The following is a 20878-nucleotide window of genomic DNA, read 5'->3' as shown; positions in this document are numbered from 1 at the left end:
ACAGCCGCTGAGCAGGGGGCCCACCCACCAGTGGGGCCAGGCCCACCGACATCGCGAGCCTGCTCGCGATTTGACGGTTGAGTCCGCCCCTGTGCGTAGACCAGAGATCACTAGTTGGACACTGGGTCGCAGATCGAGCGCTGGCTGACGGCGCGCTCAATGCGGTCTTCGTACCAGCGCCGATAGGCTAGCTGCGCCTCGGGAGCCGCTTTCCCGAGGACCTCATCGAGATCGGCGTCGGGAGCTTCTTCCCAGCGGATGGTCGGTTGGAAAGGCACGTAGGGGTGAGTTTCCTGCTCCAGGTCAATCAGGCGGGCCAGAGGGAAATCCGCGCCGAGCCCGCCTGCCAAGGCAATACGGAAGAAGCGCTGGAGCAGTACAAAGTCTTCCAGTGGTGCCATGAATGCGTCGTACGAAGGGCTCTTGAGTTGGGTCTTAAGGTAGCCAGGCAACTGCTGCGCGACTTCTTTGCGCAGTTGCTGGAGTTCCTGGGCAGGAAAATCGACAGCGCTGGCACTTGCTTCATCCGCGTCCCCGTCGGGGTTTTCGGCCCGGCGCAGGGAGAAGGTGGTGTGCACCCACAGGTCGATGTTGCCCAGGCGGTCCGGGGAGCGCTGCATCCAGGTCCAGTCGGGGCTGACGGCGACCAGGCGCTCACGAAACTGCGAGGTGTGATCTTCCGGAAACCAATAGCGCTCGGGCAAGCCGATACCCTGGGCTTTGTCGCATAGACAGCTTACGAGTTGCGCCTTGTCGGCGGCCGTCATGCAACTTTGTGCTGCACTGAGAACGCGAGCAGACCCTGCCTGCTTCTGTTCCTGTTGGGCGGCGAAGTCTTCAAGGGACTTTTGCAGGGCCGCACTCCATGGCACCGGCTTGACCTCACTGTTGGCCAACAACTCCATCAGTTGCTCCTTGGGGCAGGCTTGTGAGGGTGGGTAAGTGGCCAGTGCTTCAGTCAGCCGGCTGACACCCATCCAGCGGTGGGTCTGGAGCCGATCGGCAGACAAGCTCGCCATGGCGTTCGAGCGGGTGGGGGAGACGCTGAATGTATCAATCAGGCGATCGGCCTCGATGACCCTGCAGCCCAGTGGTGTGTCTGTCAGCACGGGGTGGGTGTAGGTCACACGGTCAATCAACTTGCCGTCACCCGGGGCAATGGTAACGGCGACCACCCGGCCATCCGAGGCATAGCGCAGCGCCTGATTGACGATGGCGGCATCATAGGTACCGAGGTCGTGCCATTGGTCATCGAGCAAGACCTGCAGGGTGACCTTGGAGGTTGCGTCGCTGTCTGTGGCGACTTGGATTGACCAGCGAATCTGGCTCGCGTCGATACCGACGGATTGAGCGTCCTGACCGATCAACACTCCGCGTACCCGAAAACTCCTGGAGGCGACCTTAAAGTTGGACGCACGGTTGCGGTTGAACGCGTGGTCCGCCCCGGGCAGGCCACCGCCTGCGCCAGGAGGAGCAAGATCGGGAAGATCATTGGGGAACAAACGGTTGTACCCCCCCAGACGCTCGCGCAAGGCCGCCCTCGCTTCAGGTGTATGCATCTGGGCGACTTGGGCACTGACCGCCTCGGCCACCTTGACTTCCTGCAGGGCCGCAGCACTTGAGGTCCAGCCCTGGCCTTCGGCGGCCATGAACGATTTGATCAGGCGGCGAGAGTCGTCCGTGGCATCAAGGGAAGCCTGGCGCGCGGCCAACGCCAGAACGTCAGGGCGCGCCGCGCTGGTGAGCGCCTGGCTCACCCAGTTTTTTGCCCAGGCCTGCGACCAGGTCTTGATCGCGTCCTTGCCCACATCCTTGACCAGTTTTTGCGCTTGCTTGCCCAGTTCCGTCGTGGGTTTGGCATCCAGTCCACCAAAGGCCTCATCCAGTACCTGGGCAATCAGTTTGCCCTGGGCATCCAGGGGCGCGATCGGGGCGCCATAGCGCCGCTCCAGGGTGGCGGTCAGCTTGGCGAACAGATTGGGGTTTTCTTGCCGCAGGCGCCGTACCGAGGGCTGCAAGGCGTCCTCGATTTGTTGTTGCGCCTGGGTGATCCCCGGTTTGCTCTCGACCGCCTCGCCCAACGTGGCGGCCACCTCTTTGCGCACTTTCGCCGCGGTGTCCCCACGCGAGGGTGTTTCAAGCTGCCGGTCGTTCAGCGCGGCCCGGACAAATTCGGCTTCGTTGCGACGTTCAGGGGTCAGTTGGACCCAGCGTTCCAAGGCTGGACTACGAGTCATTTCGCTGAGGGCGGCGCGGACAAACAGCCGGGTAGCAACCTGCACCGTGGGCAGCGACGTGTTGCTCTCGGCGGACTCAGGCGCGACAGGCGGCGGGGGGAGCGCCGAGAGTGCCTGCTCGATCTCACGCTGTGCCTGCTGGTCGGAGGCATTCATGCGTAGGTTGTTGACCATCAACTGCATGCTGTTGGCCAAGGGTTCGGCGCTCCAGCCCACCAGCGAAAGAATGAGCAAGGCGGTGGTCAGGTAGGACAGCGGTTTTTTGATCAGCCCCAGGTCTTTGCCCAGTCGTTCACTGGCCAGTACTCGCACCAGGCGTTGCCATGGGCCCTGCGGTTGAGAGGCTTCCTGTGCGGCGGAGCTGGCGACCGCCTCTTCAAACTTCAGGTCTTTGCGCGCCCACTCGATGGCAAGGTAGGACAGCAGGTCGGAGGCTCCGCTCTGTGTGCGTTCCAGCGCCTGTGCCGACATCACGGCGCCCGGGGCACCGCTATCGTGGGCGACCAGTTGTTCGATCAGCCCGTCCAGGCGCTCGACCGTCGGATTGAGCTGGGGATCTTCGCGGGCGGCGTCCAGACACGTTGGGTCGTTGATGATCCGCTCATGCAGCTCCTGGGCCTTGGCATTCCAGACCTGAGCAACCCTTGAACGGGCCTGGCGCGCTGCGAGGTAGAGCGCCAGGGCGGCACTCAACAGCCCGAACAGCCCCAGGATGGCACCGTATTCGCTGCTGAAGTCCTTGGTGGCGCCGTACATGGACTGCGCTGCATGAATGACCGCTTGGGGAGCGACGCTGGGGCTCGAGGAAAACCAGGTACAAAGCCAGACGAGTACGATCACCGCGGCCACGACGGTTGCGCCAATGGCACTGAGATCGCGAACCCGTTCCAATACCACCAGGCTGCCGGCGCGGGCCATTTTTTCTCGCAGATCGACCGCTTTCCAGCGGTTCTTGCTCAAGGGGACCAGCCAGAAGTGACACAAGGCCCACAGTGCCAGAAGCAGCATCCAGATCGCGAACGGGTTCATGGCGTTCTCCGGCGGATTCGGCGCGTGCGTTCAGGGTATGACGGTAGAACGCGACTGCCGAATCAACTCCCTTGTGATCAGGCTGGGAGTCGAAACCCACGTATCTTTTCCCTAGATAGTGTTTACAGGTGCGCCGAATACTGTAATCACCGGGTAATCAATAGTAAGGGTGTGAAAGTGCGACTGCGCAAGTTTGGTGGATGAATGGAGGGCGTCCTTTTTAAATGGGGTAGATGTTGTTTCGCAGGTGTTACAGCTGGGCGCCGATAAATGAACGTTCAGGTGTGCTTCGTCAATTGAATGGTTGGCTTAATGTAATTAGTCTCAGGTCGGTCTTCGCCAGGCCAGGTGCTCCAGGTGCCGTCGCAGCGGGGCGGTGGTGCGGGTTGCGTTGCCTGGGCGTTATAACTATCCGCTATTTTTATTATCAGATAAGGTTTTTATGGGTTTGGCCGTCTTGCGAAAGTATGGGCTATCGTCTGAAGAGTTGTTGTAAGTAGGTGGCGGTGGAAGTAGTGGGTGCAGTCAAATAATCCACTTATTAGTAGTGGGTAATTGCTCGATGTTTATGGCGCGTTGCTGGCTGTTAGTTGGTCGAGGGCGTGAGACTTGGGTAACGTCAAAACAAGGAGTGAGCAGATGGCGACCGAGAATACGACTTCAGCCACCGACGTCGAGACATCGCACCTCAAGACGCTCTACACCCAACGCCGTGCACAGTTACCTGAGGAGGTGCGCGCGACGTTGTCGAAGCGGCCCTGGGGCCTGGCGCTGTCAGGGGGTGGGATCCGCAGCGCGACGTTCTGTTTCGGTTTGATCAAGGCCCTGGCGGAAAAAAAGCTGCTGCATCGTTTCGACCTGATGTCCACGGTTTCCGGTGGCGGGTACATTGGCGCGACCATCGGCAAGCTGTTTCATAATGAAGGGCAGTCCGGTGCCCCCCAGCCCATGGACCTGGAAAAACATCTGGGGGAGGCGCAGTCCCGCTGGTTTGCCGTGTGGCTACGCGCCAACGGTCGTTACCTGATCCCCCGGGGACTGAAGGACATTCTGTTCGCTGCCGCCAATTTCGGTCGAAACCTGTTGGGTGTCCATGTTGAATTGGCGTTCCTCTCGCTGATTCTCGGCGGCCTTCTGGTAGGGCTGGACCTGGCGGTGTGGCAATGGGCCGACTGCCTCGCCCCCGGCGGCGGTTGTGCCCCCTTGTCCTGGCTGGACATGGGACTGATCGGCTTCTTTTCCAATTGGCCAACCCTGTGGGTCGCCTTGGCGCCGATCGCCTGGGTCGGCGCCATTTTATCCTGTGCCTATTGGGCGCTGCCCACGCGCAAAGGTCAGCGTCTGGGGGCTCAGCGTTTGCTGACGGCCCTCCTGGCCTGCGGGGGGATTGCATTGTTGTTGCGTCACGCGACGGACTGGCTGAGCCCTTACATCCCGCTGTGGACCGGCAGCCTGGTACTGCCTGGGCCTTTGGTGGTGGTGGCCTTGGCCCTGATGAGCGCCTGGGTGCTGGGCATTCTTTTCGCCATGGGCCTGTGCATCAAGGCCGAAAGAGACCCCGACCGCACGCGAAACAACCTGACCCAGGCACTTGCGGTGGCCTTGAAAGTTGCCCTGGCCTGCGTGGTGCTGGGCCTGGTTGATTACCTTGCCTGGGCGCTGGCCAATCTGGACACCACTTCGCAAAGTCGGTTGGGCGCGGCCCTGGCGCTGATCGCCGTGGCGTTGCGGGCGACCATGCCGATGATTTCCGATCTACCCAAAAGCCTGGTGCCAGGAACCCGGCGAGTGGTGATGGAGGTGATCAATGTGTTGGGGGTGCTGCTGGCCGGTGTACTGCTGGTGTTCTGGATCAGTGTGCTGCACCGCGCAACCACCAGCGTATTGTTCGATCAGGACGCGCGCACGTTACAGTTTGTCCAGGCCTGGCAATACCTGGCCTGGCTCACCCTCCCAGCCCTGTTGATGGTGCTGGTCTCGGCCGGCAACCGCGACTTCCTCAATCGTTCTTCGCTCTATGCGTTCTACCGTGCCCGACTGATTCGTGCCTACCTCGGAGCCGCCAATCCGAACCGCTTTCAAGCGCCGACGGCGTCGCCCATGTCTTGCCTTTCGGCTAGCAATAGCCAGGCCCTGCCGTTGCGGGTCACCCAGGTGGACGAGGGGGATGATGTGCCCATGAGCGACTATCAACCCCATGCAGGCGGCGGTCCGGTGCACCTTGTCAATGTATGCGTCAACCAAACCGAAGACCCCATGGGCGGTTTGTTCAATCAGGACCGAAAAGGCTCCTTGCTGACCGTGGGCCCCGGTGGTTGTTTGCTCCACGGCAGTAACACCTGGCAGCCCGGCAGTCCGGCGCAGTCCTTGAGCCTGGGGGCATGGGTGGCGATTTCCGGTGCGGCAGTAGCCCCGGGGCTGGGTAAATCGACCCGTTCGGGCATCGCTGCATTGTTGATGATGTCTGGCATTCGATTGGGGTACTGGTGGGACAGCCTGGGTATGGGTGGCCAGGCTGTGGCCAAGCGCATTGGCAAATATGGGCAACTGTGGAGCGAGTTGCGTGGTCGTTTTGACGGTGATCGGCGCCAGGACTGGTTTCTCAGTGATGGCGGACACTTTGAGAACACCGCCGCCTATGCGTTATTGCGTGAAGAGTGCGAGTTGATCGTAGTTGCCGATTGCGGCGCCGACCCACGCTATGCCTTTGGCGATCTGGAAAACCTGGTGCGCAAGGCGCGTATCGACCTGCAGGCCGATATCACGTTCTTGCGCCCGCTGCGTCCGGACCGGGATTTGCCGGTGGTGTTCGGTTCGCTCAATGAACTGGCCTCGCCGGACAGTGAGGCCTGCCTGGCGCTGGCCAGAATCGACTATCGTCGCGGCGAACAAACGGGCTACATGATCATCGTCAAACCGAACATGAGTAATGGCGCGCCGGTGGACCTGGTCAATTTCAAGTCCGACAACCCGTTGTTTCCCCAGGAGCCCACCACTGATCAATCTTTCAGTGAGGCGCAATGGGAAAGCTACTTTCAGTTGGGGCAGACCCTGGGTCGCTACCTGGACCTGGCCCCGGAACATTTGCAGGACATGGGGGCCTTCGCCCGCAATTATTTTGTCAATGACGATGGCGCGATTCTGGTCAAGGAAACCGATGGGGCCATGGTGCTGAAGTTTTCCTCCAAGCGCCTGTCCTCACGAATTGCCTCGACCGGTGCGGTGTCGGCCTCTATCAGCCTGGGGGCGATTACTTCCATTGGTCTGGCGGGCTGGCAGGCGATCAACGCCGAGTTCACCCACCGCGCTGATCCGCAGCAGATAGAACCCGGCACCTTAAAGGAACTCACCACGATGTTTGGTCGGCTGCCTTCAGTCGGTCAGCCTGCAGCGCCGATGACCACTGACCCATTGGGCGAAATGGCAATGGCATTGTTATGGGTGGGCGACAAGGCATGTACTGCCTACAACATTGAGGCGTTTCGCCAGTCGCCGTTGATGAGCATGATCGTCAATCGGACCCGGGAAGCCTGCGAGTTGTCGGCATCTACGCATCCGGCCTGCGTATCGCTGGTAGAGGATTTCTCGCTGCCCAAATGTCTGCAGAAAAAACCCAGTCCCACCTGCGAAGCGCAGTACTGGGTTCGCGACTACTCGGCCACGACGCTGGAGTCGAGCAACTGCTGGGCACCCGGGCGTGAGAGTGTTGATCAGGGGCAAAGCGACCTGGCGTCCTCCGCAGAGCCAGCACCAGCACCAGCACCAGCAGCCTTGCCTGAAGAGCCAATGCCCGAGTCGATGGCGACGCCAGAAGAAGTGGAGCCTGAACCGAGCACTTCAGTTGCGCCTCAGGCGCCGCCGGCGAGCACGCGAGATGTTTGCGAGGGCAAGACGGTCTACCTGCAGATCCATGGCCCTGAACTACGGGACTTTGCCAGAACCTTGCGCGAGCCGTGGCGACGCCTTGGTGCCTCGGTGCCGCCGGTAGAGGATGTGGTCGACAGTGCCCGCCGGGCGAATCGGCGTGCACCAAAACCCTATCCAACCCCTACCGTGATCTACCACGACGCCACATCAGAGGAGTGCGCCAACTCTCTGGTTAGCGTTGATCCGAACCAGGCCTGGAAAGTCACGCCCCTGACGGGAGGTTTCAAGGGGCAACAAAGCGTCATCGAAGTCTGGCTGCCGCCTTCAACCAAGGTTCCCCAGGACCCGGCGATGTAGGGTGCAAGCCTGCGGGTCACTGCTTACAAGGAGTGCGCTATGCCAATGGTGCTGTTGTTGCTGATCGTGATGCTCACCGCCTGCGCGTCGCCGCCTCAGTATTTGACCGGCCGTGGATCGGACACGCAAAGGGCGCGCGTGAGCGCCACCCGGCCGACGCTGGATGAGGAGCTGATCAACAAAGCCCGGGTCGCCGAGTGCAAGGGAATCACCGACCTGGACAGCGATGCGGCCAACGACAGCTATTTCAAGGTGCAGGCGCGTTGGCGCCTGCTCAACTGTGTGCATGGCGACACGCAAAAGCCTCGAAAACTGGTGGTGCTGCTTGATGGCACGGCCAACGACAAGAATGACAGCACTAACATCTGGCAGTTGTACAACATGGCACTGATTCGCTCACTGACGGAGCCTGATAAGGGCGGCTCCCGGATCATTGCTTACTATGACAAAGGCGTGGGTACCAGCCCGATAACCCCCATCAGCGGCGCGGCGTTCGGCAATGGCGTGAGCATCAACATTCGCCAGGCCTACCGGTTTCTGGTGGAGGCCTATCGGCCAGGTGACCAGATTTACCTCTTTGGTTTCAGCCGTGGCGCGTTTACCGCGCGTTCGCTCAATGGCTTCATCGAATTCGCCGGTCTGGCAACGTTCGACTCGCTCAAGGCGGACGGCTTGGACAACACGGTTCTATTGGGTTGGGCCGGGCATATGCATAACGTGGTCAAGGACATGTATGACCTCTACCACGTCAAGAACACCGGCGATCCCTGGTTCTATGAGCACCTTAGAACCACACTCTTCAAATATCGCAAAGCCAACGGGATCGACGCTCACGGCATTGACGACAATGGCCATGCAATTGCCGGGAAGCAAGTGCAGGTCAAGGTCATTGGTGTGTTCGACACGGTACCGGCGGTGGGCTGGGGGCTGGATGAGGACCCCGATGGGCATCGGCTGGAGCTGTATGCGCAGGCCGGCTATCAAGCCATGTCCCTGGATGAGCAACGCGCGGCGTTCCGCCTGCTGCGATTCGGCGTACCGCAAACCTCGAGCCAGAAACTTGAAGAGGTGTGGTTTGCCGGGGTGCACGCCGATGTCGGCGGTGGTTACCTGAACAAGGACAACCTGGCAGGCTGTGGAAAGAGCCCCTACGGCGAAAGCCCTGACGGCGCGGTGGGCCTGGAGGCAACGGCGCAGCGCTGGATGCTGGAGAAACTCAAGCCCGAGCAGCTGTTCCCCGACACTCCCTGGCCTCCGGCGTGCGTTGCCGCGCATTTGCACGATGAGTATTTCGATGCGCCTTCGGTCCTGTCCTGGTTCTACAAAAATGCCGGCTTGTTGCGCCGCAAACCGGTGGAAATGGATCGGATGGATGCCAGCGTCTACCAACGGATGGCGCTTACTAAACTGCCTGCCCCCCATAAGGCACGTGAGCTGGGCGGGCGCTATCAACCGGTGAATATCGGTCAGGAGCCCTGGTGCATGTTCCGCACTGTGGGGACTGAGCAAAAGACGGCCCCCTGCGCGGACCACCGACAACCCTGAGGGTTCACCTGACGACCAGTGCGGTCCCGGTCGCCAGATGGTCTCAGCCCCTCAAAACCACTGCTTGAAACGGCGGATGTAGAGCGTCTTCATCACCTGGGCGACCACGCAGTAGCTGAGCAGGGTGCCCACCAGCCATGGGAAGTAGGACCACGGCAGCGGCGTCAGGCCGACCAGGTTGCCCAGTGGCGAGAACGGAATGTAGATGCCCAGCACCATGACCAGGCCGGTCATCAGGATTACCGGTAGCGCCGCGGTGCTCTGGAAGAACGGGATCTTGCGGGTGCGCAGCATGTGCACCACCAGGGTCTGGGACAGCAGCCCTTCGATGAACCAGCCGGACTGGAACAGGCTCTGCATTTCCACGCTGTTGGCCGCGAACACGTACCACATCAGGGCGAAGGTGGTGATGTCGAAGATCGACGAAGTCGGCCCGATCCACAGCATGAACCGCCCGATGTTCTGCGCATCCCATTTGCGCGGTTTGCTCAGGTATTCCTTGTCCATCTTGTCCCACGGCAGGGCCAGTTGGGAGATGTCGTACATCAAGTTCTGCAGCAGCAGATGGATCGCCAGCATCGGCAGGAAGGGAATGAACGCGCTGGCCACCAGCACCGAGAACACGTTGCCGAAGTTGGAGCTGGCGGTCATGTTCAGGTACTTCATTATATTGCCGAAGGTCTCGCGGCCCTTGAGCACACCTTCCTCGAGCACCATCAGGCTTTTTTCCAGGAGGATGATGTCGGCTGATTCCTTGGCAATGTCGGTGCCGCTGTCCACCGAGATGCCGACGTCGGCATCGCGCAGGGCGGGGGCGTCGTTGATCCCGTCACCGAGGAAACCGACGGTGTGGCCGTTGGCTTGCAGTGCCTTGAGCACCCGGGATTTCTGCAGCGGGGTCAGCTTGGCAAACACCGTGCGCGTCTCGACCTGTTGTTGCAGGGTCGCGTCGTCCATCGGCTCGATGTCCTGGCCGAGCAGCGGCTTGCCGGGCTCCAGGCCGACTTCACGGCAGATCTTGCAGGTCACCACGGGGTTGTCGCCGGTCAGCACCTTGATGGTCACGCCCATGTCCCGCAGCGCAGCAATCGCCGGGCCGGCCGTTTCCTTGGGCGGATCGAGGAAGGTCAGGAAGCCGCGAATCACCAGGTCGTGCTCGTCACCCGTGGCGTACTGGGCTTTGCTCTGGGCCTTGGGGATGTGCCGGGTCGCCAGCACCAGCACCCGGAAGCCGTCTTCGTTGTATTGATTGGCCAGGCGCAGCAAGGCTTCGCGACGCTGCTCATCGAGGGGCACGACGACGCCGTTCTCGTGCAGGTGGCTGCTAATGCCGAGCATTTCCTCGACCGCTCCCTTGCACACCAGCAGGTGATCTGCGCGGTTGTCCTGGACGATGATCGACAGGCGCCGGCGAATGAAGTCGAACGGCAATTCATCGATCTTGCGGTAGGCCAGGGGTTCCTTGAAATGTGGATGCTGGCGGGCGAACTGCACCACCGCCTGGTCCATCAGGTTTTTCATACCGCTTTGGTGGTGGCTGTTGAGCCAGGCCAGTTCCAGCACGGCGTCGTCGCGCTGGCCGGCGCTGTCGAGGTGATGCTCGAGGATGATTTTGTCCTGGGTCAGGGTGCCGGTCTTGTCGGTGCACAGCACGTCCATCGAACCGAAGTTCTGGATCGCATTGAGGCGCTTGACCACCACTTTGCGCTTGGCCATCGCCACCGCACCCTTGGCCAGGTTGGCACTGACGATCATCGGCAGCATTTCCGGGGTCAGGCCGACCGCCACGGCCAGGGCAAACATGAAGGCTTCGCTCCAGTCGCCCTTGGTGAAGCCGTTGATCAGCAACACCACCGGCACCATCACCAGCATGAAGCGGATCAGCAGCCAGCTGACGCTGTTGACGCCCCGGTCGAAGGCGGTTTGCGTGCGCGAGCCGACGATGGCCTTGGCCAGCGAGCCAAAGTAGGTGCGTGGGCCGGTGGCGACCACCACGGCGCGCGCGGTGCCGCTGACCACGTTGGTGCCCATGAAGCAGATGTTGGACAGGTCCAGCAGGTTGTTCTGCTCGCTGGTCACGCTCGCCGCGGATTTCTGCGCGACATCTCCCAGGGTGTCGTATTTCTCCACCGGCAAGGCTTCACCGGTCAGCACCGCCTGGCTGATGAACAGGTCCCGGGATTCGAGCAGGCGGATGTCTGCGGGGATCATGTCGCCGGCCGACAGCTGCACGATGTCGCCTGCCACCAGTTCGCGCATGGGTACTTCGCGCAGGGTCGGCGTGCTGCCCGGCTGGTCGCGGCGCAGCACGCTGGCGGTGGTGCGCACCATGGTCTTCAGGGCTTCGGCGGATTTGCCCGAGCGGTACTCCTGCCAGAAGCGCATCAGGCCACTGGCCAGGACCATCACCAGGACGATGATGACGCCGGTCAGGTCGGTGTCTTCGCCGTCCCGCAGAGGGATCCAGAAGTCGGTGATGAAGCTGATGACCGTCAGGGTCAGCAGCACATAGATGAAGGGATTGTTGAAGGCCTTCAGTACTTGCACCAGGGCGTGGGGCGGCTGGTCGTGCGCCACCTCGTTGCTGCCGTCGCGCAGCAGGCGGCCTTCGGCGTCGAGTTCGGTCAGGCCGACGCTGCTGGTCTTGAGGTTGGCTAGGGTCACGGCCAGGCCGTTCTGCGCTTCACGGGCGGCGCGCATTGACAGTTTGCCGGCGTCGCGTGGGCTACCCTTGAGGACTTTTTTTGCGGTTTTTACAGTGTTCATGCTGGGTGCTCCTGCCGCTGGCTGGCGGCACGACACAGCAACCACTCAACTAATAAAAGGCGAGCGAAAGTGCATCGAATCGCCCGGCAGCGATCGATTCTGGGAGTTGTTGTTATGCTGTTTTAATGTTCGCCGTACACCGCTGGAACACAGGCATACAGCGAACCGTCTACTGGCGTCGTCCATGCTTGTCCTCGCTCTTTTAATGGTTTAACGGGCAATAGAAAGTTGCCGAATTCCTGAATAAGGAAAACGTCGGACATTGGTGCCTGGAGAACTTTCAGATCAACTGAAAGTGCGCGTCCCGAGCAACCGGCCGAGTAGCAAAATGGCCTGTTGCATCAGGTGCACGAAGCCCCGACTTGGAGGTTCCTGGCCGTCATCGAGGCTCCAGCGTTGCTCGAGCTGGCCACTCGCCGAGCAGACATGCCAATGCCCCAGCGGGTGAGATCGCAGGCGTGCAGGCGGGGCGTTGAAAAGCGCCCGTGGGAGGGCCGCTGGCGGGCGGCGCAGCAGGGCGCGCGCCGCTTTGGCAAGGGGGCGAACCCCTGGGATGTAGGTGCAGATGAAGTTCATAACATGCCTCGCAACCGGACTGACGCCGGCGAGGCAGGTTACGTTGGAGCCTCAGGCTCTAGCGCAGCATGCCCGACCGAGGTCGAGTCCCGTCGATGACTGGGTAAGTGGCCCGACCTGGCGTATACGCATCGGTCGGGCAGCGTCTAGATACTGTGTCCATTGAATTCTTTTGTGAGTTGAAAAAAGGGCCGGGCTAACCGACCCGGGGGAATCTACTCAGGCGAGTGTTTGAAGTCAACCGTGAATTAACAGTTGTTTAGCAATTAGACAGGAAACAGTGGTAATCGGTGTAAGTTACCGTTTAAAGGTCGTTTATAGATGACAGCACTATGACAGTCGATCCTCATGACTCTTTACCTTTGAGCAATGCATAGATAGCCATGGAGTGGCCATGACCGAGGTCGAAGTCGGCTTTCAACCATTCGATGATCTGGCCGGCCTTGACTCCGGCTTTCAATTTGCCGTCTTCGGCGAACCCTTTGGCGTTGGCCAATTGCTTGAGGTCAGCCGGTGATTGGCCGGTCTTGGCCTGGATGTTGTCCAGATAGGCTTGGAATGACATGACGTGGCAGCTCCTGGATGCACGTAGAGGTGGCTTCAAGCCTAGACCAGATTTAATCCCTGGCGACCAAGGGTGGGTGCGGCAGACGAATGGCAACTGCCTATTGCCAAGCCCACCCGCGCCACATGACAATGCGAAACATTATCAATCACGAACCTGCGCCGTCATGTCTGCCAACGATCTTTCCCTGCGCAGTGCCGTCCACGACCTGTACCACGAGCATCACGGCTGGTTGCAGGGCTGGCTGCGCCAGCGCCTGGGCAGTGCCTGCGATGCGGCAGACCTGACGCAGGACACTTTCGTGCGGGTGCTCAAGGCACGTAATGCGCTAGAGATTCGTGAGCCGCGGCCGTACCTGTCGCAGGTCGCCAAGGGCCTGTTGATCGATCTGTTTCGCCGGCGTTCGCTGGAGCAGTCCTACCTTGAAGTCCTGGCCAGCGCCCCGCAATCTCAGCAACCGTCGCTCGAAGAGCAGGCGATCATGCTGCAGGCGCTGCTGGACATCGACCGCATGCTCGAAGGCCTGGGCAAGCAGGTCAAGCAGGTGTTCATCCTGTCGCAGTTCGAAGGCCTGACGTATCCGCGCATCGCCGAGCGCCTGGGCATTTCCACGCGTACGGTGAATAACCACATGGCCAAGGCCATGGAGCATTGCTGCCTGATGCAACTGCAGTTGCAGCTGTCATGAGTCACCTCAAGTCCAGCTTGTCCGGTCCTGAACTGCAGGCGCTGAGTGCGGCCGCGCAGTGGTATGCGCGGCTGCAGTCCGGTCAGGCAAGCGACCAGGATCGACAGGATTGGCATGCCTGGCAGGCTGCCGATGAGCTGCACCGCCAGGCCTGGCAACGCATCGAGTCAGTACGCCAGCAGATGGACCGGGTGCCGGGCAACTTCGTGGCGCCGACCTTGCACGGTGTCCAGCACTCGCGCCGGCAGGTATTGCGCAGTGTGCTGGTGCTGGCGTCGGCCGGTTCCCTGGGGTGGTTGGGCTGGCGCAGCGAGACCACCCAGAACCTGTTGGCCGACTACCGCACTGCCGTGGGCGAGCGGCGTGAGGTGCGTCTGGCGGACGGCAGTTCGTTGCTGCTCAACACCGACACTTCGGTCAACGTGCGCTTCGACGGCGCGCAACGGGTGCTGGAATTACTGTGGGGCGAAATGCTGGTGAGCAGCGCCCTGGATCCGCGCAAACGACCGCTGCGGGTCAGTACCCGTCACGGGCAGGTGTTGGCCTTGGGGACTCGTTTCATCGTGGGTTCCCAGGTCGCTGGCGGCGCGGTCGCGGTGCTGGAAAACGCCGTGCAGGTCAGCCTGGCGCAGGGCGGGCCAGCGGTTCGCCTTGAAGCTGGGCAACGCCTGGACTTCACCGCCCAGGCCCTCGGCGCGATTCGCCAGAACGATGCCACGGTCGGCGCCTGGCAGCAGGGCAGCATCATCGCCATCGACCGACCGCTGGGCGAGTTGCTCGCCGATCTCTCGCGCTATCGTCCCGGGGTACTGCGCTGCGACCAGCAGATTGCGCGGATGAAGATTTCCGGCGCCTTTCCGGTAGATGACACTGACCGGGCACTGGCTGCGTTGCACAGCGGCTTCGGTCTGAAGATCCAGCACTACAGTCGCTATTGGGTCAATGTTTCCGGGCCTGCAGCGGCCTGAAGCGCGGCGTCCGGAAAATTAATTGATTCTCATGTGCACTTTTTATCGACGTCGTTCGGCTCATCCCTCAGTGATTTCATTTGGATGGTTCTGGGGGAGGGTAAGCATGTCTTTTGTGTACAAGCCGGGTGCGGGTCGGTTGGCGACTGCGGTGAGGATTGGCCTGTTCGCGCTGGCAGCCAGCGGCGCTGGTGTGGCGACTGCCCAGGCCGCGGCGGCGTCGCAGCAGGCGGTGCAATCCTACGATATCGCGGCCGGCAGCCTGACCGAGGTGCTGAGCCGATTCGCCAGTGCGGCGGGCGCGGCCATCTCGTTCGACGCACGGCAGACCGCGGGCCAACAATCAGCGGGTTTGCGCGGTACCTATAGTGTCGGCGATGGGTTTGCGCGGATTCTCGCCAACAGCGCTTTGCAAGCCGAACCCCAGGCCAACGGCAGTTATGTGCTGCGTCCCCGTCCGTCCGCAGGCTCGGCCCTGGAGTTGGCGGCGACCAACGTCAATGCCCAGGAACTCGGGGCGACGACCGAAGGCAGCGGTTCGTACACCACCGGTGCGGTGACCATCGCCAAGGGGGCCCATTCGCTCAGGGAAACCCCGCAATCGGTGACCGTGATCACCCGCAAGATGCTCGACGACCAGAATCTCAATACCATCGACCAGGTCATGGAAAAGACCCCGGGCATCACCGTCTATGACTCGACCATGGGCGGCAAGTACTTCTACTCCCGGGGTTTTCGCATGTCCGGGCAGTATGAGTACGACGGTGTGCCGCTGGATATGGGCAACTCTTATGTCCAGGCCGACAGTTTCAGCAGTGACATGGCCTACTACGATCGGGTGGAGGTGCTGCGCGGGGCAGCCGGGATGATGAAGGGCTCGGGCGGCACCGCCGGTGGCGTCAACTTTGTGCGCAAGCGCGGGCAGAGTACCCCGCAGACCCAGTTGAGCCTGTCCGGCGGAACCTGGGACAACTACCGAGGCCAGGTCGATACCGGCGGCCCGCTGAACGAGTCCGGAACGTTGCGTGGCCGTGCGGTAATCGCCGAGCAGAGCAAGCATTACTTCTATGACGATGCCAGTCGCAAGGACCAGGTCTACTACGGTGCGCTGGATTACGACCTGTCCGCTGACACCACCCTGGGCTTGGGCATTGCTTACGAAGATGTCGACGCCAACCCGTGCTGGGGTGGCATGCCGCGCTACCGCGATGGCAGCGACCTCAAGCTCAGCCGCTCGACCTGCCTGGACCCGTCCTGGAATACCTGGCGCAGCCAGCGCACCACCACCTTCGGTGACCTGGCTCACCAGTTGAATGACAACTGGGCGCTGAAAGTGGCCGGGGTCTACAGCAAAAACACCCAGGACATCAAATACGCGTTCCCGTCCGGCGCGATCACCCCAGGCAACGGCACCGTGCGCATGCTGGGCAGCATGTACGACTACGATCAGGTCGACTATGGCCTGGATGCTTACCTGGACGGCAAATTCGAGGCGTTGGGGCGCGAGCATGAGTTGATCGTCGGCCTCAATGGCAGTCGCTCGAACAAGAACGACTTCTACTCGGTGGCATTCCTGCCGCAGACCCAGGACGTATTCAATCCCGACAAGCACCTGCCGAAACCCGATGACAGTTATTTCATCGCCAACTCGACCCGTGGTGGTCCGGTGGACAGCGTCACCAAGCAGTATGGGGTTTACTCCACGGCCCGCCTGAAACTGGCCGACCCCTTGACCTTTGTCCTCGGTGGGCGGGTCAGCTGGTACGACTCCGAAACCGATTCGCTGTTCATCAACTCGGGTATTTCACAGACGGCCAAGACCAAGGAAACCGGGCAGGTCACGCCGTTTACCGGGCTGCTGCTGGACCTCAATGAAAACCTTACGGCCTATACCAGCTATTCGGAGATCTTCACCCCGCAAGGCAACCTGCGCTCCGAAAGCGGCGCGGCGCTCAAGCCGCTGGTAGGGCAGAGCTATGAATTGGGGATCAAGGGCGAGTGGTACGGTGGTCGCCTCAACAGCTCGTTCAACCTGTTCCGCACCATCCAGAAAGACCAGGCCCAGACCGACTACAACTCGTCCTGCCCATCCTCGGACGGTTATTGCTACGTCAACGCCGGCAAAGTCCGCGCCCAGGGTTTCGAAGCGGAGGTCAGCGGTGAGCTGATCGAGCGTCTGCAGTTGCTCGCCGGTTACACCTACACCCAGACCAAGACCCTCGATGACATCGACACCAGCCTAAACGGTGAGGCGTTCAACAGCTATGTGCCACGCCACGTGCTGCGTATGTGGGGCGACTACGCCCTGGAGGGAGCGCTGGAGCGATTCACCCTGGGGGCCGGGGTCAATGCGCAAAGCGACAACTTCCGCGTGTCACCCTTGAGTGGCGAAAAGATCAGCCAGGGCGGGTACGCCGTGTGGAACGGCCGGGTCGGCTACCGTATCGACGACACCTGGTCGCTGGCGCTCAATGGCAACAACCTGTTCGACAAGCGCTACTACAGCACCATCGGCACCGAGACCTTTGGTAACTACTACGGCGAGCCGCGTAATTTCATGGTCTCGGTAAAAGCCGACTTCTGAAGTTAATGCAGGAACTTGTGGGAGCGAGTGCCCGCTTGCGGCTTGCTCGCGATGGGGCCAGCCCATTCGACATCGATGGTGCCTGACACACCGCCATCGCGGGCGAGCCGCAAGCGGGCGCCCGCTCCCACAGGGTTTGCGGTGCCTACAGGGCCCGATTTACACAGGAGCTGTAGGAGCGGGGCCCTTCGGGCTCAGTTCTTCTCCAGGTCGACATCCTTGGTTTCCCGCAGGCACAACATACCCACCAACAGGCTCACGCCGGTGATCAGCACCGGGTACCACAGGCCGTAGAAGATATCGCCGGTGTACACCACCAGGGCAAACGACACCGTTGGCAGGAAGCCGCCGAACCAGCCGTTGCCGATGTGGTAGGGCAGGGACATCGAGGTGTAGCGGATGCGGGTCGGGAACAGTTCGACCATCAAGGCCGCCAGCGGCCCGTAGCACATGGCCGAGATGATAATCAGCGCCACGATCAGGGCGACGATCATCGGTTTGTTGACCTGCTGGGTATCGGCGGTCTGCGGATAACCGGCCAGGGTCACGGCACCGCGCAGGGCGGCTTCGTCGTAACCGTCGATTTTCACCTCGCCAATGCTCACTTGCACGCCACTGCCGGCCGGTGCGGCGGCGCTGCTGTACGGCAGGCCCTGCTTGACCAGGAAGGTCTTGACCTTGTCGCACGGGCTGTCGAAACGAGCCTTGCCGACCGGGTCGAACTGGAAGGTGCAGGTGGCTGGATCGGCCAGTACGGTAATCGGCGCCTGTTGGCTGGCGCGGTCGATGGCCGGGTTGGCGTAGTGGGCCAGGGTCTTGAAGATTGGGAAGTACAGCACGGTCGCCAGCAGCAAGCCGAGCATCAGGATCGGTTTGCGCCCGACCCGGTCCGACAGCCAGCCGAAGAAAATGAAGAACGGCGCGCCGATCACCACGCTGACAATCAGCAGGGTGTTGGCCAGGGCCGGGTCCATCTTGAGGAACTGGGTGAGGAAGAACAGCACGTAGAACTGCGCGGCGTAGAACGTCACCGCTTGCCCGGCGTTGATGCTGAACAGCGCAATCAGCACCACCTTGAGGTTTTCCCAGTTGCCGAAGGACTCGCGGATCGGCGCCTTGCAGGACTTGCCTTCTTCTTTCATTTTCAGGAAGGCCGGCGATTCATGCAGGCTCAGGCGGATCCAGGTGGAGATGCCCAGCAGCACGATCGACAGCAGGAACGGAATACGCCAGCCCCAGACTTCGAACTGGTCGCCGGTGAAGTAGCGGCACCCCAGCACCACCAGCAGCGACAGGAGCAGGCCGAGGGTCGCGGTGGATTGAATCCAGCTGGTGTGGAATCCGCGTTTGCCCATCGGTGCGTGCTCGGCGACGTAGGTCGCAGCCCCGCCGTACTCCCCGCCCAGGGCCAGGCCCTGGAGCATGCGCAGCACCACCAGGATGATCGGCGCGGCAATGCCGATACTGGCGTAGGTCGGCAGCAGGCCGACGCAGAAGGTCGCCACACCCATCAGGATGATGGTGGCGAGGAAGGTGTATTTGCGCCCGATCATGTCCCCCAACCGGCCGAACACCAGCGCGCCGAACGGCCGCACGATGAACCCGGCGGCGAAGGCCATCAAGGCGAAGATGAACGCGGTGGTGTCGTTGACCCCGGCGAAAAACTGTTTGCTGATGACCGCCGCGAGGGCGCCATAGAGAAAGAAGTCATACCATTCGAAAACCGTCCCCAGGGACGAGGCGAAGATGACTTTCTGGGTGTCCTTGCTGGTGCCGGTGCTCAGCGTTCCTGCCACGGCGGGTGCCTGGTCTGACATACGGGTATCCCTCACAGTGATTATTTATTGTTGTTCCACTGTCGGCGCCGGCCTCGCGGGCTGGCGCGTCTGCTGTCATGCATCTGCCCTGTAGGGGCAAGCTTGCTCCTACAGGTGCGGTACGGTTGCCCGTTCTGTGGGTGTGGCGTTGCTCCTTGTCGGTGAGGCGAGAATCAGTTGCGCCGCTTTCTCGGCAATCATCAGCGTGGGTGAACAGGTATTGCCCGAGGTGATGTGGGGCATGATCGAGGCGTCGGCGATGCGCAGGCCGGGAATGCCATGCACCCGCAGTTGGGCATCGACGACCGCATCGCCATCCTGGCCCATGCGGCAGGTGCCCACCGGGTGGAAGATGGTGGTGCCGATCCGCGCGGCAGCCTCGTGCAACTGCTCCTCGGTGTGCAAGTCGGCGCCCGGCAGATACTCCACCGGCTTGAACGGTTGCAGGGCTTTGGCGCTGACAATCCGCCGGGTCAGGCGAATGGCGGCGGCGGCCACGCGCAGGTCTTCGGGGTGGCTCAGGTAGTTGGGCTGGATCAGCGGCGCCTGCTGTGGGTCGGCCGAACTGATCTCGATCCGGCCACGGCTTTGCGGACGCAGGTCGCACACTGAGGCGGTGAATGCCGGGAATGGGTGCAGCGGTTCGCCGAAACGCTCCAGCGACAACGGCTGGACGTGGTACTCAAGGTTGGCCGAAGTCTGCTCGGGCCCTGATCGGGCAAAGGCGCCGAGTTGGCTGGGGGCCATCGACAGCGGGCCGCTGCGGTCGTACAGGTAGCGCAGGCCCATGCCCATCTTGCCCCACAGGCTGCCGGCAATCTGGTTCAGGGTGCGGGCGTTTTCCAGCTTGTAGATCAAGCGCAGTTGCAGGTGATCCTGCAGGTTGTCACCCACGCCATTGAGTTCATGCACCAGGTTGATGCCCAGGCGCTTGAGCAGGCCAGCCGGGCCGATGCCGGAGCGCTGGAGGATGCTGGGCGAGCCGACGGAGCCGGCGCTGAGGATGATTTCCCGGCGTGCGGTGAAGGTGCTGGCCTGGCCCTGCCAGCGCGCGGTGACCTTGCAGGCCCGGCCGTTTTCCAGGAGCACGCGGTCGACATCGACCCCCGTCAGTACCGTCAGGTTAGGCCGCTGGGCGACAGGCTTGAGAAACGCCTTGGCGGCGTTCCAGCGCACGCCGGCCTTCTGGTTGACCTGGAAATAGCCGCAGCCTTCGTTGTCGCCCTGGTTGAAGTCGTCGATGTTGGCGATGCCGGTCTGTTCGGCGGCGTTGCGAAAGGCGTCGAGAATCGGCCATGACAGGCGCTGGCGTTCAACCCGCCATTCGCCGCTGGCGCCGTGAAAGTCGTCGGCGCCGGCAAAATGGTTTTCGCTTTGGCGAAACAGCGGCAGTACCTCGTTCCAGCTCCAACCGGGATTGCCTTCGCTGGCCCAGCGATCGTAGTCACCGGCCTGGCCGCGCATGTAGATCATGCCGTTGATCGACGAGCTGCCGCCCAGCACTTTGCCCCGTGGGTAGCTCAGGCTGCGGCCCTGCAGGCCAGCTTGGGCCTGGGTCTTGTAGCACCAGTCGGTGCGTGGGTTGCCGATGCAGAACAGGTAGCCGACGGGGATGTGGATCCAGGGATAGTTGTCGCGCCCGCCGGCTTCGAGCAGCAGCACCCGGTGTTGTGGGTTGGCGCTCAGCCGATTGGCCAGCAGGCATCCGGCGGGCCCGGCGCCGACCACGATGTAATCGTATGCATCAACGGCAGGTGACATCCATGACCTCGCAGCGTGTTGTTCTTATTGCGCTTCATCCTAGTTGTTAGTTTTCGACAAAAGAATGTTAGTTTTTGCTCAGCCGCTGTGCGTTTATAGACAGCGCCAAGTCCACGTT

10 protein-coding genes are annotated in these 20878 nt (G+C 61.6%); 5 read left to right on the top strand and 5 right to left on the bottom strand.

Annotated elements, in window-relative coordinates:
- Positions 1–110: 110 nt before the first annotated feature.
- A complete protein-coding gene (locus ACIOVD_RS11545; protein WP_401127761.1) occupies positions 111–3266 on the bottom strand; it encodes a hypothetical protein in 3156 nt (1051 codons plus the stop codon).
- A gap of 639 nt (positions 3267–3905) precedes the next feature.
- Between ACIOVD_RS11545 and ACIOVD_RS11540 the strand changes: the two genes are divergently transcribed.
- Both ACIOVD_RS11540 and ACIOVD_RS11535 read left to right on the top strand, forming a co-directional pair.
- Positions 3906–7490 carry a hypothetical protein gene (locus tag ACIOVD_RS11540; RefSeq protein WP_401127759.1) on the top strand — a complete coding sequence of 1195 codons (3585 nt, stop codon included), beginning with the start codon at positions 3906–3908 and terminating at the stop codon, positions 7488–7490.
- Between the two features lie 39 nt (positions 7491–7529).
- Positions 7530–9035: a phospholipase effector Tle1 domain-containing protein gene (locus tag ACIOVD_RS11535; RefSeq protein WP_401127757.1), complete on the top strand. Its 1506-nt coding sequence runs from the start codon at positions 7530–7532 to the stop codon at positions 9033–9035.
- A gap of 51 nt (positions 9036–9086) precedes the next feature.
- Here the strand turns inward: ACIOVD_RS11535 and mgtA are convergent, their stop codons facing one another.
- Positions 9087–11801: a magnesium-translocating P-type ATPase gene (gene mgtA / locus ACIOVD_RS11530; RefSeq protein WP_401127755.1), complete on the bottom strand. Its 2715-nt coding sequence runs from the start codon at positions 11799–11801 to the stop codon at positions 9087–9089.
- Between the two features lie 922 nt (positions 11802–12723).
- Positions 12724–12942, bottom strand: coding sequence for a DUF4287 domain-containing protein (locus ACIOVD_RS11525; RefSeq protein ID WP_095168723.1), 219 nt, complete (start codon positions 12940–12942; stop codon positions 12724–12726).
- Positions 12943–13108: 166 nt separating this feature from the next.
- Here ACIOVD_RS11525 and ACIOVD_RS11520 point away from each other — a divergent pair, with 166 nt between their 5' ends.
- From ACIOVD_RS11520 to ACIOVD_RS11510, 3 genes are all read left to right on the top strand, one after another.
- Positions 13109–13630: a sigma-70 family RNA polymerase sigma factor gene (locus ACIOVD_RS11520; protein WP_095168724.1), complete on the top strand. Its 522-nt coding sequence runs from the start codon at positions 13109–13111 to the stop codon at positions 13628–13630.
- A complete protein-coding gene (locus ACIOVD_RS11515; protein WP_320332299.1) occupies positions 13627–14598 on the top strand; it encodes a FecR domain-containing protein in 972 nt (323 codons plus the stop codon). The genes ACIOVD_RS11520 and ACIOVD_RS11515 overlap by 4 nt, the downstream gene beginning before the upstream one ends.
- A 106-nt stretch (positions 14599–14704) precedes the next feature.
- Positions 14705–17182 (top strand): TonB-dependent siderophore receptor, encoded by a 2478-nt coding sequence (locus tag ACIOVD_RS11510; protein ID WP_401127752.1) that lies wholly within the window; start codon positions 14705–14707, stop codon positions 17180–17182.
- A gap of 194 nt (positions 17183–17376) precedes the next feature.
- On the opposite strand, the gene ACIOVD_RS11505 is transcribed toward ACIOVD_RS11510, so the two are convergent.
- Together ACIOVD_RS11505 and ACIOVD_RS11500 are read right to left on the bottom strand one after the other, a co-directional pair.
- On the bottom strand, positions 17377–18999 hold the full coding sequence (locus ACIOVD_RS11505) for an MFS transporter (RefSeq protein ID WP_401127750.1): 1623 nt from the start codon (positions 18997–18999) through the stop codon (positions 17377–17379).
- Positions 19000–19107: 108 nt separating this feature from the next.
- On the bottom strand, positions 19108–20760 hold the full coding sequence (locus ACIOVD_RS11500; RefSeq protein ID WP_401127748.1) for a GMC family oxidoreductase: 1653 nt from the start codon (positions 20758–20760) through the stop codon (positions 19108–19110).
- Positions 20761–20878: the final 118 nt, after the last annotated feature.

Origin of the sequence: Pseudomonas sp. NPDC087626 (genome assembly GCF_044743405.1) — a bacterium.
GTDB lineage: Bacteria > Pseudomonadota > Gammaproteobacteria > Pseudomonadales > Pseudomonadaceae > Aquipseudomonas.
The sequence above is the reverse complement of the archived record's forward strand: the minus strand, read 5'-3'. Positions and strand labels throughout refer to the sequence as shown.

Excerpts from the sequence above, each read along its gene's own strand:
- ACIOVD_RS11545 (WP_401127761.1), bottom strand. The coding sequence starts at position 3,266 with ATGAACCCGTTCGCGATCTGGATGCTGCTTCTGGCACTGTGGGCCTTG.
- ACIOVD_RS11540 (WP_401127759.1), top strand. The coding sequence starts at position 3,906 with ATGGCGACCGAGAATACGACTTCAGCCACCGACGTCGAGACATCGCAC.
- ACIOVD_RS11535 (WP_401127757.1), top strand. The coding sequence starts at position 7,530 with ATGCCAATGGTGCTGTTGTTGCTGATCGTGATGCTCACCGCCTGCGCG.
- mgtA (WP_401127755.1), bottom strand. The coding sequence starts at position 11,801 with ATGAACACTGTAAAAACCGCAAAAAAAGTCCTCAAGGGTAGCCCACGC.
- ACIOVD_RS11525 (WP_095168723.1), bottom strand. The coding sequence starts at position 12,942 with ATGTCATTCCAAGCCTATCTGGACAACATCCAGGCCAAGACCGGCCAA.
- ACIOVD_RS11520 (WP_095168724.1), top strand. The coding sequence starts at position 13,109 with ATGTCTGCCAACGATCTTTCCCTGCGCAGTGCCGTCCACGACCTGTAC.
- ACIOVD_RS11515 (WP_320332299.1), top strand. The coding sequence starts at position 13,627 with ATGAGTCACCTCAAGTCCAGCTTGTCCGGTCCTGAACTGCAGGCGCTG.
- ACIOVD_RS11510 (WP_401127752.1), top strand. The coding sequence starts at position 14,705 with ATGTCTTTTGTGTACAAGCCGGGTGCGGGTCGGTTGGCGACTGCGGTG.
- ACIOVD_RS11505 (WP_401127750.1), bottom strand. The coding sequence starts at position 18,999 with ATGTCAGACCAGGCACCCGCCGTGGCAGGAACGCTGAGCACCGGCACC.
- ACIOVD_RS11500 (WP_401127748.1), bottom strand. The coding sequence starts at position 20,760 with ATGTCACCTGCCGTTGATGCATACGATTACATCGTGGTCGGCGCCGGG.